Here is an 11,230-nt window from a genome sequence, read left to right on the forward strand (position 1 = left end):
CTTCAGCCGCGGCAGCTCTGCGGCAGCAGGCGGTCTTCGATCTCCGAGCTGCAGGTCCACTCGCCGCTGGAGGGGTCGAGTTCCAGCCAGATCTTCTGGCCGTCGGCCTTGCTGCCGATGCCGCGCAGCTCGATTTCGATGCCGCAGCCCTCGAGTTCGCCGAACTTGACCGAAGCCACGCGCGGGCCGGCGTAAGCGACCGCGGGCTGGAAACCCTTGCTGTCGTTGCCCGGGCATTCCTCGTTGGCGGCCACGTACTCGGCGACCTGGAGCTTGTACTGGCCCGAGCCGTTGATGGCTTCGGTGACCTTGGCCCGCACCGTGTAGTCCTGATACGCCGGCAAGGCGATCGCGGCGAGGATGCCGACCATCGGGATCGCGAGCACGGCCAGCACGATCGCGACGATCGCGCAGCCCGACAGGCCGCGCCGCGGCGGCGGCGCCTGGCGCTGGTTGAAGTGCGCGGCGGCGGCGTCGGCCGGGTTGGCCGAGTGTGCCGAGCGCGTGGAGTATGGCGGCGGACCCGACGCGGTCGGGGTCTGCGGCGGTAATGGCGGCGGCGCTACCGGACGCGGCGCCGACGACAGCAGGTCATCGTCCAGGCCGAGTTCGCCCGACAGGCGCTCGAGCGGCTGCCATTCGCGCAGGCCTTCGCGCCACAGCAAGGTGTCGCGATGGATGCGGCCCTCGCGGTAGTGGCCGCGCACGGCGTCGGCGTCGATCGGACCGACACGGCCCTGGGCTGCGTCGTGGTAATACCAATTGGTCATGCTGTCCCCCTGATCTCGCGATCGTCCTTGTGAGTGAGCCGCCGGCGCAGTCGGGCTCCGCAAGGGTGCCGTCGGCCGGACATGGCTATGCCCCCGCGGCCGCCCCAGGCGCGCGGTGGACGCAAGAAACTAGCATGCCGGCCGGCTTATCGGCCTGGCGATCGGCGATAGCGATGGGGAGTCGCGAGCGGCGATGCCGGCTCGCGCCGCAGCAGGGCCGCGGCTTGGGGGCGTCGCCGGTGCGGCGACGCGATGCCGGTGTCAGTGCACCGGCTCGGGTTCGTCGGCGAACATCTGGGTTTCCATCCAGGCGTAGGCCGCCTCGGAGCCGGGCTGGTTGAACAGGACCATCAGCACGACCCATTTCAGGTCGTCCAGGTCGAGTTCGTCCTGGTCCAGCGCCATGGCCCGGTCGAGCACGAGCTCGCGCTGGCCGGCGTCGAGGATGCCGTGCTGTTCTAGGAACAGCAGGAAGCCGCGGCATTCGACGTCGAGCTTGTCGAGTTCGGGACCGAAATAGACCCGGGTCGGACCGCCGGTGCGCGGCGGGCTGACGGCCGGCCGCTGCAAGGCCAGCGCATCGAGCCACTCGAAGGCTTTGTTGATTTCGGCGGGGCTGAACCCGGCCTGGCCCAATTCGTCGAACAAAGGGCCGCTGCGGAGCGAATCGCGGTCGCGGACAAGGTCCGCATCGTCGGTGAAGTAATGCTCGAAAAGGTACAGCAGGACGTCCAGGATGCTCTCTTTCATTTCCCTCGGCCTGCGCCGCATGCGGCGCGGTGAGTAGGAGTTGCTGATTGACCGTCGGACGGCCGACTTGCCTCAGTCGGACCGCTCGGCGATGGCGTGGTTCAGCGGTTGCGGAAGTAACGGCCGTGCTGCGCCGCGACGCGACCCTCAAGCTCCATGACCAGCAGCATGGAGGACAGTTCCGCGGTCGTCAATCCAGTCCGTTCGACGAGTTGATCCATACCGGTTGGGTCGTGGCCCAGGGCGTCCCACAAGGACTGGTAGTCGGGATCTGCGAAATCCGGGCGGCCGTTAACTCCGTAAGCCGGGTCGTCGCCATCGTGATCGCCCTCTATGACGGCCGCGTGGCTGGCAGAGATGGGGATGCCCAGGCGACGGCGCAAGTCGTCGGCCAACTCGGCCGCGAGCGGGGCCAGGGCGGCGGCGACTTCGCCCGCGCTCTCGACCAGGCCGGCGCCCTCGCGGATCAGGCGATGGCAGCCGCGCGCGAGCGGGTTGTGGATCGAGCCGGGCACGGCGAACACGTCGCGCCCGCATTCGCTGGCCAGGCGCGCGGTGATCAGGGCGCCGGAGCGCTCGGCCGCCTCGATCACCAGGGTGCCGAGGCTGAGCCCGGCGAGGATGCGGTTGCGGCTCGGGAAGTGCTCGGGCTTGGCCTGGGTGCCCGGCAGGTGCTCGCTGATCAACGCGCCTTCGGCGGCGATGCGCGCATGCAGGTCGGCGTTGTTGCGTGGATAGGCGATGTCGGGGCCGGTGCCGAGCACGGCCAGGGTGACCCCGCCGGCGTCGAGTGCGGCGCGGTGGGCGGCGGTGTCGACCCCGGCCGCCAGGCCGCTGGCGACTGCGAGCCCCGAGCGCGCCAGGGCGCGGGCGAAGTCGGTGGCGTTGTCGCGCCCGGCCGGAGTCGGCGAGCGGCTGCCGACCACGGCCACGGCCGGATGCCAGAGCAGGGCGGGTTCGCCGGCGACGAACAGCGCCAGCGGCGGATTCGGCGCGCGCCGCAGCAGGCCGGGGTAGTCGGGGTCGTGCCAGCCGACCAGGTGATGGCGCGGGGCGTGCAGCCAGTCGAGCGCCCGCGTCAGGGCTTCCTCGTCCGGGGCGCGCAGGGCGTCGATCTGTTTGGGGGTGAGCCCGGCGGCCTGCCACTGGCCGGTCCCCGCCGCCAGGGCGGCGGCCGGACTGGGGTAGAGCTCGAGCAGTTGCCGCCGGGAGGCGCTGGCGCCGCCGGCGGCGATGAGGGTCAACAGGGCGTGGAGGTCGTCGTCGGACAACTGGATCTGGGGCGAAGGCATGCACCAGCCTAGCCTGCAAACGACGACGGCGCCCGAAGGCGCCGTCGTGGATCGCTGTAGGAAAAGCCCGCAGGCCTTTCCTCAGTGATTAAACAAACCGATCAATAGGCCGAGTCGGGATGCTTGAGCTCGTAGCCGACCTTGGTCTGGCGCACGCCGTCCATGATCAGGCCGTAGCTGACCTTGTCGAAGGTGCGGAAGACCATCACGTGACCGGAAAACTCGTCCGGCAGGCGCACGCGCGAGGCCTTGCCGACCAGGGTCGGATCGCGGTCCGGACCGACCTTGACCCGGTCGACGGCGCGGGTGCCGACCCGCCAGGTCGAGAACACCGTGCCGTTGTCGACGCCGTCGCGGGCACCGACCGACAGGGCGATCACGTCGCGCGGGCCGCCGTGCTTGACCAGATCGGCCACGGCCAGGACCTGGGCGCGACCGTAGTCGAACTGGGCCTTGGGCGGGTGCGGGAAGAACTGCAGGTCGTAAGGCTGGGCTTCGACCGGGATCAGACGGTCGCCGACGCGGATCTCGCGGCCGGTGTCGTCGATGACCAGGGTGCTGGCCTCCATCCCGTTCTCGGCGCCGCGGCTGACGGTGCCGGTCGAGACCTGCATCAGCTCGTAGCCGAGCAGCTCGCGGCCCTTATCCGGCACGACCACGTCGGTCCAGATGGCCTCGAAGTCGACCGTGCGGCGACCGCGGAAGTCCAGGTCGGCGGCGCGCATGATGTCGCAGCAGGCCACGCGATCCAGGCGGGTATAGCGCTGGGTCGGGCGGACCACGGCGTAACGCGTGCCCGGGGTCTGGTTCGGCAGGTTCTTGATGTAGGCGACCTGGCCCTGGGTGACGCGCAGGCGGTCCTCTTCAAGACCGACCACGTAGGGCATCTGCTCGAACTCGTCGACGACCCGAAGGTTCTTCAGGAACGGCTCGATGTCCGACAGCGGGATGCCGCTGATCGGGGCCTCCTGGCGCGGACCCGGCTTGACCTGGGCCGCGACGCGGTCGAGGTAGGCCAGCGAGATCACGTCGCCCGGATAGATCAGGTGCGGGTTCTTGATCTGCGGGTTGGCCTGCCAGATTTCCGGCCACAGCCACGGCCGCTTCAGGAAGCGAGCCGAGATGTCCCACAGGGTGTCGCCCCGTTTCACCACGTAGGTGTCGGGGTGGTCGCCACGCAGTTCCGCCGCAATGGCGTACGTGGCAACAGTCAGCAACGCGGCGGCGAGAACCGCGCGGATCGGTTTAAACATGGCGGCCATCTACCTGATTCCCCTTCCAGGTTTGCCCTCTGCGGGCACCCGGACTATAGCCCAGAAGGTGCGAACGTTAGCAGGCCTTTGCAGCCTATAACGGGGTTACAATGCAACCAAAGCTTGCGTATGTGACCCACGCCCCCATTTTCGACGCCATGGCCCTGCTCCCAATCCTCGAATTCCCCGATCCCCGTCTGCGGACGAAGGCCGTGCCGGTCGAAGCCGCGCACGTGACCTCGCCGCAGTTCCAGAAGCTGCTCGACGACATGTTCGAGACCATGTACGAATGCCCCGGCATCGGCCTGGCCGCGAGCCAGGTCGACGTGCACCAGCGCTTCATGGTCATCGACGTATCGGAAGAAAAGAATCAGCCGCTGGTGTTCGTCAACCCGGAGATCGTCGCCAAATCCGGCGAGCAGGTCTACCAGGAAGGCTGCCTGTCGGTGCCCGGCATCTTCGCCGACGTGACCCGCGCCAACGAGATCACCGTCAAGGCGATCGGCCGCGACGGCGCGGTGTTCGAACTCAGCACCGACGGCCTGCTCGCGGTCTGCATCCAGCACGAGATGGATCACCTCGACGGCAAGCTGTTCGTCGACTACCTCTCGCCGCTCAAGCGCGAGATGGTGCGCAAGAAGCTCGCCAAGCAGCGCCGCCAGTCGGCCTGAGGCCGGCTCTCGCGACGGGAGCGGGGAATCGGCGCGGCGCCGTGTGGCGCGCGCGGGTTTCCGGCTCCCGTTGTTCGTTTCTGTAGGCTTGTGCTTGCAGCGTTGGTCCAGGCGCGATGATGCGCGCCGACGCCCCCACTCGATCTCATTCCCGAACCTATGCGCATCGTATTTGCCGGTACCCCCGATTTCGCCGTACCGAGCCTGCGCGCCGCCGCGCAGCGCAACGAGGTCGTGGCCGTCTACACCCAGCCCGATCGTCCTGCCGGGCGCGGACGCGAGCTGGCGCTGTCGCCGGTCAAGCGCGAAGCCTTGTTGCGCGGCCTGCCGGTGATGCAGCCCGAGAATTTCAAGAGCGCCGCTGCGCGCGAGGCGCTGCGCGAACTGCAGCCCGACCTGATGGTGGTGGTGGCCTACGGCCTGATCCTGCCGCAGTCGGTGCTCGACATCCCGACCTACGGTTGCTGGAACGTGCATGCCTCGTTGTTGCCGCGCTGNGCGCGCGATCGAGGCCGGCGACCGCGACAGCGGCGTGTGCCTGATGCAGATGGAAAAGGGCCTGGACACCGGCCCGGTGCTGCTGTCGCAATCGCTGGCGATCGGCGAGGCCGAGACCGGCGGGCAGTTGCACGATCGCCTGGCCGCGCTCGGCGCGCAGGTGCTGGCCGACGGTCTGGGCCTGTTGCGCGCCGGCATGCGCCCGGTCGCGCAGCCGCAGCCGCAACAAGGCGTGAGCTATGCGCACAAGCTCGACAAGGCCGAGGCGCGCCTGGATTGGGCGCAGCCGGCGCCGGCCTTGGCGAACAAGGTGCGCGCCTTCAATCCCTGGCCGATGGCCGATGCGACGATCGCCGGCGAACGCGTGCGCGTGCACGGCGCGATCGCGCTGCCGTTGGCGCATGACGCCGAGCCCGGCACGGTCTTGCTGGCCGGGCGCGAGGGCATCGACATCGCTTGCGGCGAAGGCGCCTTGCGCATCCGCGTGCTGCAACGCGACGGCGGCAAGGCGATCACCGCCGCGGATTATTTGAACGGCCGGCGCGACCTCGCCGTCGCCCGCTGAGCATGTCCGACCGGCGCACCGGTTCCGACGGCCCGCATGGCGGCATGCACAACGCCAGCCTGCACGGCGGCAGCCGGCCGCGCGCGATCGCCGCGCGCGTGCTCGACGCGGTGATGCACCGCGGGCGTTCGCTCAAGGCCGAGCTGGCGACCGCGCTGCCGGGCTTGCCCGACCCGCGCGACCGCGCCCTGGTCGAGGCGATCTGCTTCGCCGTGTTGCGCCAGCCGCTGCGCTACGAGGGCGCGCTCGCCGCCTGGATGGCGCGGCCGCTGACCCGTCGCGACGGTGAATTGCGCGCGCTGCTGTACGTCGGCCTGGCCCAGCTCGATCCGTTGCAACTGCCGGCGCACGCCGCACTCGATTCCACCGTCGAGGCCGCGCGCGGCCTCGGCTATCCGCACCAGGCCGGCATGGTCAATGCGCTGCTGCGTCGCGCCCAGCGCGAAGGCCTGCCGGCGGTCGACCCCAGGCATTCGCACTGGCCGAGTTGGTTGCGCGGGCGTCTGCGCCGCGACTGGCCCGAACACTACGACGCGATCCTGGCCGAAAGCGCGGTGCCGGCGTCGATGTGGTTGCGCGTCAATGCGCGCCGCGGCACCCGCGAGGCTTATCGCGAACGGCTCGTCGAGGCCGGTATCGAAGCCGAGGTGGTCGACGGACTGCCCGATGCGCTGCGTCTGCAAGGCTCGGCGGCGATCGCCTCGCTGCCCGGGTTCGCCGACGGCGCGGTGTCGATCCAGGATGCTTCCGCGCAATTGGTCGCCGATGCGATCGCGGCCGCACCCGGTACGCGCGTGCTCGATGCCTGTGCCGCGCCCGGCGGCAAGAGCGCGCATCTGCTCGAACGCGACGCAGCCCTGCGCCTGACCGCGCTCGACGTCGATGCGGCGCGCCTGCAACGGGTGCGCAGCGGCCTGGTCCGTCTGGGCCTGGCCGAGCGCGCCGAACTGCGCGTGGCCGACGCCGCCGACCTGCAGGCCTGGTGGGACGGCACGCCCTTCGATGCGGTGCTGCTGGATGCGCCGTGTTCGGCGACCGGCATCGTCCGCCGCCAGCCCGACGTGGTCCTGCACCGGCGCGAATCCGACATCGCCGCCTTGATGCTGCTGCAGGCGCGCCTGCTCGATGCGCTTTGGCAGACCGTCGCCCCGGGCGGCGTGCTGTTGTATGCGACCTGCTCGATCCTGACCGAAGAGAACGAGCGCCAAGTGCGCGAGTTCCTGGCGCGCACCGCCGATGCGCGCGCCGAGGCCTTGCCGGCGCAGTTCGGCCACGACCGCGAGGTCGGCCGCCAGCGGCTGCCGGGCGAGGGCGGCGGCGACGGCTTCTTCTACGCCCGTCTGCGCCGCGAGGCTTGAGCCCAAGAGTGAGGGCGCAAGAGTGAGGGCAAGGGTGAGCGCAGGCCCAGATTCAAGGGCCGGCCTTTCCACCCGATGCGGGCCGCCGCTTATGATCTGCGCACGTTCAAAGGCCCGCGCATGTTCAAAAGCGCCCGTTCCCACCCTGCCTGGTTGTTCTGGATAGTCGCCTGGCTGGTGCTTGGGGCCGGTCTGGGCCTGCGCGATCCCTGGCCCGCCGACGAACCGCGTTTCGCCCTGGTCGCCATGCAGATGGTCGAGAGCGGCCAATGGCTGTTCCCGCATCGCGGCGGCGAGTTGTATTCGGACAAGCCGCCGTTTTTCATGTGGATGCAGGCGCTGGCCTATCTGGCCACCGGCCAGTGGCGCGTCGCCTTCCTGCTGCCTTCGCTGCTCGCCGCGCTGGGCACCTTGTGGTGCGTGGTCGATCTCGGCCGGCGCCTGTGGACGCCGCGGGTCGGTTATTACGCCGGCTGGGCGCTGCTGCTGACCGTGCACTTCGTCTATCAGTCGAAGAAGGCGCAGATCGATCCGCTGGTGGTGTTCTGGATCACCTTGGCCAACTACGGTCTGTTGCGGCATCTGCTGACCGGCCCGTCCTGGCGCTGGTGGGTGCTGGGGTGGTTCGCCGCCGGCATGGGCACCATCACCAAGGGCGTCGGCGCGCTCGCCCTGTTGATGCTGGCGCCGCTGGCGCTCGCGGCGGCGCTGCGGCCGTTGCGTGCCGCGCTGGCGCCGGGCGGTGCGGCGCATCGCGCCCTGGCCTGGGTCGAGATGCCGGTGCGCGCCGGCATCGGCCGCGGCTACTTCTGGCTCGGGCCGCTCGCGTTCGCGTTCGCGGTCGCGTTGTGGATCGCGCCGATGGCGGCGGTGGTCTTGACCCATCCCGATCCCGCCTACCGCGGTTATCTCGACGACTTGCTGCTGCGCCAGACCGCGGTGCGCTACTCCAGATCCTGGGACCACCACAAACCGGTCGGGTATCACTTCGGGGTGATGTTCTCGATGTGGCTGCCGTTGATGTTCGCCTTGCCCTGGGCGTTGCCGGCGTGGCGCCGGCGCCTGGCCCGGCTCGATCCACGCTATGTGCTGCCGCTGGCCTGGTGGCTGCTGGTGATCGTGTTCTTCTCGATCCCGCAGGGCAAACGCGACGTCTACATCCTGCCGGCGTTGCCGATGGCCTGCCTGATGTTCGCGCCGCTGTTGCCGGGCATCCTGCGCCGGGCCTGGCCGCGCCGGATCGGCTTCGCCTTCGCCGCGCTGATCGTCCTGGCCTTGCTCGGCGTGGGCTTGTCGATGTGGTTCGGCAACCCGGGTTTCGAGCGCAAGCTGATCGCCGAGCGCGATTTCACCGACGGCGCGCGCGGACTCGCCGCGGGTGTGTTGGCGATCGCTTGCTGGGGCCTGGCCGCCCTGCTGTGGGCCGGGCCGCGCCGGCCCATCCTCGGCATGGCCGCGACCCTGTGCGGGCTGTGGGTATTGAACGGCGTGCTGGTCGCGCCGGTGCTCAACGATTCCTCGTCGGCGCGCGGGGTGATGAGCAAGGTCGCCGCGCGCATCGGCCCCGAGGCCGAGCTCGGCCTGGTCGCCTGGAAAGAGCAGAATCTGTTGCGGGCGCAGTCGCGCACCACGACCTTCGGCTTCAAGATGCGGTGGCCGGAACAATTGAAACAAGGCCTGGCCTGGCAAGCCCAGGCGCCGCGGACGCGCTGGTTGTTGGTGCAGGATCCGGCGCTGCCGGCCTGCGTGGACCGCAACCGCGCCGAAATAGGCGGACGCTCCAATCGCCGCATCTGGTGGCTGGTGCCGTACGCTGCGCGCGAAACCTGTCCCGCCGCACCGCCGCTGCGGCCACATGAAGACGATACGGACTGATCCGTGCCCCAACCGCAAGTACCCGACGTTTCTTTCCGCCCCGAGGCCCTCGCGGGCGAACCGCGCCGCTTGGCCCTGGCCCGCCGCACGTTCGAGATCGCCCTGTTCTGCCTGCCGGCGCTGTTGATCTCCACGCCGTGGGGGCTGCTGCCGTTCACCGCGCTGGCGCTGGCCGCGTTCCTGATGGCGCCGGGCCGGATCGCCCAGGGTTACCGCGAGATCGGCGGCGCGTTGCGCCCGCTGCTGCTGATGGCGGTCGCGGTGGCGGTGATCGTGGCGGTTTCGACCTTTCTCCACGACGTGCGCTGGCGCGAGGCCGACAACCGCCTGCGCCTGCTGACCCTGCCGTTCTTCGCCCTGATGGCCTATGCCTACCGGCCGTCGCGGCGCTGGCTGTGGGCCGGCGCCCTGGTCGGCCTGGCCGGCGCCTTCGCGGTGGCGGTCTATCAGGTCGGCACCGGCATGGACCGCGCCGCCGGCTGGACCGCGAACGCCATCGTCTACGCCGAAGCGGTGATCGCCCTGATCGTGCTGGCGGTGTTCTGCCGGCCTTCCGGCGAGTTGCTGTGGACCACCGCGGCCTGCGCGCTCGGCGTGGTGACCGTCGCCCTGAGCGGCAGCCGCGGCACCTGGCCGGGCGTGTTGATCGTGCTGCTGATCGGTTTGCTGGTCAGCGGCGGCCGTGCGCGCCGGGTCTCGTGGGCGGTGTTGGCGACCTTGGCATTGGGCGCGGTCGCGGCGTTGTGGATCGGCCCGCTGGCCGAGCAGACCCGCATCGAGGAACTGCGCTCGGACGTCCACCGGCTCCGCGAGGGCGACAGCGCCTCCTCGCTCGGCGCGCGCCTGAGTCTGTTGTCCCTGGCCGGGCAGACCTTCGTCGAGCATCCGCTCGACGGCATCGGCGTCGGCAGTTTCGGCCGCGCCGTGAGCGCCTTGCCGGAATGCCGTCCGCCGGCGGCACGGGTCGGTTTCTGCCGGCTCAGCCATGCCCACAGCGACGTGCCCGAGTGGGCCGCGACCATGGGCCTGCCGGGCCTGCTCGCGATCCTGGCGGTGTATTTATTGCCCCTGGTGCTGTTCGCCCGGCGGTTGCGCGCGCTGCCGGCCGGGCGCTCGCGCAGCAGCGCGCTCGGCGGATTCGTGCTGGTGCTGGTCTACATCGCCAGCGGCCTGACCCAGTCGATGTTCGCGCACCAACTGGTGGCGTCGTTCTATGCGGTCGCGGTCGGCCTGTTGTACGGCTTCAGCCTGCGCGAGGCGCGCAGCGACGACGGCGGACCGTAAGCGAGCCGCGCTCAGGCGCGCGGCGTGCCGTCGTCGTCCTGGCGCGGCGGCGTGGTCAGCGCTTGGCCGCGTTCGAGCATCCACAGCATGATGGTCTTCTGGCGCACGTAATTGGCGCGCACATAGGCGTAGACCAGGCCGTGCCAGCCGTCGAGGAAGCCGGCGCGCAGCACGTAGCCGCGCCAGAACCGCCATGCCGGCGCCAGCACCAGTTTGCTCAGGCTCGCGCGCTTGCCGCGCGCATGCTCGTGCTCGGCCATCATCCGCGCATAGCGCTCGGTCTTGCTGAGTTGCTGTTCGAGCGAGCGGTAGGGGTAGTGGATCAGGTCGCCGGCGAGCGTCGCCACGGCGCCGTCGACGCTGGCCGCTTCGTGGATCTCGCGCTGGCCGCGCCAGCCGCCGCGGCGGCGGTCGAACAGGCGCAGGACCCGGTCCGGATAGGCGTTGCCGTGGCGCAGGAACTTGCCGAAATACTCCGACAGGCGCGCGAAGCGGTAGCCGGCAGCGTCGTCGAAACCGCGCGCGCGCGCCGCCTCGATCGAAGCGCGCAGCCGCGCGTCGACGCGCTCGTCGGCGTCCAGGCACAGCACCCAGTCGTGCGCGGCCTGTTCCACCGCGTAATGCTTCTGGCTGCGGAAACCGTCGAAGGCGCGTTGCAGCACGCGCGCGCCGGCGGCCTGCGCGATCGCCGCGGTGGCGTCGGTGGAATAGGAATCGACCACGACGATTTCGTCGCAGAACGCCAGCGAGGCGATGCAGTCGCCGATACGGTCGGCTTCGTTGAACGCGATGATGCAGGCCGACAGGCGCGGTCGTTCGGCGACGGGCGAGTGCATGTCGATGGCGGCGGTCCGGGCGGCTGGATCGACAGCATAGAGCCAGTAGCGAGTTTGGAGGAGTGAGCAGTGAGTGAA

General features: G+C 70.0%; 9 protein-coding genes and 1 pseudogene. 5 read left to right on the forward strand and 5 right to left on the reverse strand.

Annotated elements, in window-relative coordinates; all coding sequences use genetic code 11:
- Positions 1 to 2 precede the first annotated feature (2 nt).
- The 4 genes from ACTJJK_RS12100 to ACTJJK_RS12115 all read right to left on the reverse strand — a co-directional run bounded on the left by ACTJJK_RS12100 (position 3) and on the right by ACTJJK_RS12115 (position 4,065).
- The gene (locus ACTJJK_RS12100; RefSeq protein ID WP_305067587.1) at positions 3 to 770 is read right to left on the reverse strand and encodes a pilin; all 768 of its coding nucleotides are present in this window, start codon (positions 768 to 770) and stop codon (positions 3 to 5) included.
- Between the two features lie 261 nt (positions 771 to 1,031).
- Positions 1,032 to 1,520, reverse strand: a complete 489-nt coding sequence (locus ACTJJK_RS12105; RefSeq protein WP_031372132.1) for a DUF494 family protein — start codon at positions 1,518 to 1,520, stop codon at positions 1,032 to 1,034.
- 101 nt (positions 1,521 to 1,621) lie between these two features.
- Positions 1,622 to 2,812, reverse strand: a complete 1,191-nt coding sequence (dprA, locus tag ACTJJK_RS12110) for a DNA-processing protein DprA (RefSeq protein WP_440730305.1) — start codon at positions 2,810 to 2,812, stop codon at positions 1,622 to 1,624.
- 101 nt (positions 2,813 to 2,913) lie between these two features.
- A complete protein-coding gene (locus ACTJJK_RS12115; protein WP_031372134.1) occupies positions 2,914 to 4,065 on the reverse strand; it encodes a LysM peptidoglycan-binding domain-containing protein in 1,152 nt (383 codons plus the stop codon).
- A 158-nt stretch (positions 4,066 to 4,223) separates the two neighbouring features.
- Here ACTJJK_RS12115 and def point away from each other — a divergent pair, with 158 nt between their 5' ends.
- The 5 genes and pseudogenes from def to ACTJJK_RS12140 all read left to right on the forward strand — a co-directional run bounded on the left by def (position 4,224) and on the right by ACTJJK_RS12140 (position 10,316).
- Positions 4,224 to 4,736: a peptide deformylase gene (gene def / locus ACTJJK_RS12120; protein ID WP_223621304.1), complete on the forward strand. Its 513-nt coding sequence runs from the start codon at positions 4,224 to 4,226 to the stop codon at positions 4,734 to 4,736.
- A 159-nt stretch (positions 4,737 to 4,895) separates the two neighbouring features.
- Positions 4,896 to 5,799: pseudogene (gene fmt / locus ACTJJK_RS12125) on the forward strand (methionyl-tRNA formyltransferase).
- A gap of 44 nt (positions 5,800 to 5,843) precedes the next feature.
- The gene (gene rsmB, locus ACTJJK_RS12130) at positions 5,844 to 7,157 is read left to right on the forward strand and encodes a 16S rRNA (cytosine(967)-C(5))-methyltransferase RsmB (RefSeq protein ID WP_051885034.1); all 1,314 of its coding nucleotides are present in this window, start codon (positions 5,844 to 5,846) and stop codon (positions 7,155 to 7,157) included.
- A 120-nt stretch (positions 7,158 to 7,277) separates the two neighbouring features.
- A complete protein-coding gene (locus tag ACTJJK_RS12135) occupies positions 7,278 to 9,032 on the forward strand; it encodes an ArnT family glycosyltransferase (protein ID WP_440730306.1) in 1,755 nt (584 codons plus the stop codon).
- Between the two features lie 3 nt (positions 9,033 to 9,035).
- Positions 9,036 to 10,316: an O-antigen ligase family protein gene (locus tag ACTJJK_RS12140; protein ID WP_223621301.1), complete on the forward strand. Its 1,281-nt coding sequence runs from the start codon at positions 9,036 to 9,038 to the stop codon at positions 10,314 to 10,316.
- An 11-nt stretch (positions 10,317 to 10,327) separates the two neighbouring features.
- Here the strand turns inward: ACTJJK_RS12140 and ACTJJK_RS12145 are convergent, their stop codons facing one another.
- Positions 10,328 to 11,152: a glycosyltransferase family 2 protein gene (locus ACTJJK_RS12145; RefSeq protein WP_031372140.1), complete on the reverse strand. Its 825-nt coding sequence runs from the start codon at positions 11,150 to 11,152 to the stop codon at positions 10,328 to 10,330.
- Positions 11,153 to 11,230: the final 78 nt, after the last annotated feature.

Source organism: Lysobacter sp. 22409 (assembly GCF_052045105.1).
Lineage (GTDB): Bacteria > Pseudomonadota > Gammaproteobacteria > Xanthomonadales > Xanthomonadaceae > Lysobacter > Lysobacter antibioticus_B.

Coding starts and splice junctions, on each gene's coding strand:
- ACTJJK_RS12145 (WP_031372140.1), bottom strand. CDS start 11,152: ATGCACTCGCCCGTCGCCGAACGACCGCGCCTGTCGGCCTGCATCATC.
- ACTJJK_RS12105 (WP_031372132.1), bottom strand. CDS start 1,520: ATGAAAGAGAGCATCCTGGACGTCCTGCTGTACCTTTTCGAGCATTAC.
- rsmB (WP_051885034.1), top strand. CDS start 5,844: ATGCACAACGCCAGCCTGCACGGCGGCAGCCGGCCGCGCGCGATCGCC.
- ACTJJK_RS12135 (WP_440730306.1), top strand. CDS start 7,278: ATGTTCAAAAGCGCCCGTTCCCACCCTGCCTGGTTGTTCTGGATAGTC.
- dprA (WP_440730305.1), bottom strand. CDS start 2,812: ATGCCTTCGCCCCAGATCCAGTTGTCCGACGACGACCTCCACGCCCTG.
- def (WP_223621304.1), top strand. CDS start 4,224: ATGGCCCTGCTCCCAATCCTCGAATTCCCCGATCCCCGTCTGCGGACG.
- ACTJJK_RS12100 (WP_305067587.1), bottom strand. CDS start 770: ATGACCAATTGGTATTACCACGACGCAGCCCAGGGCCGTGTCGGTCCG.
- ACTJJK_RS12115 (WP_031372134.1), bottom strand. CDS start 4,065: ATGTTTAAACCGATCCGCGCGGTTCTCGCCGCCGCGTTGCTGACTGTT.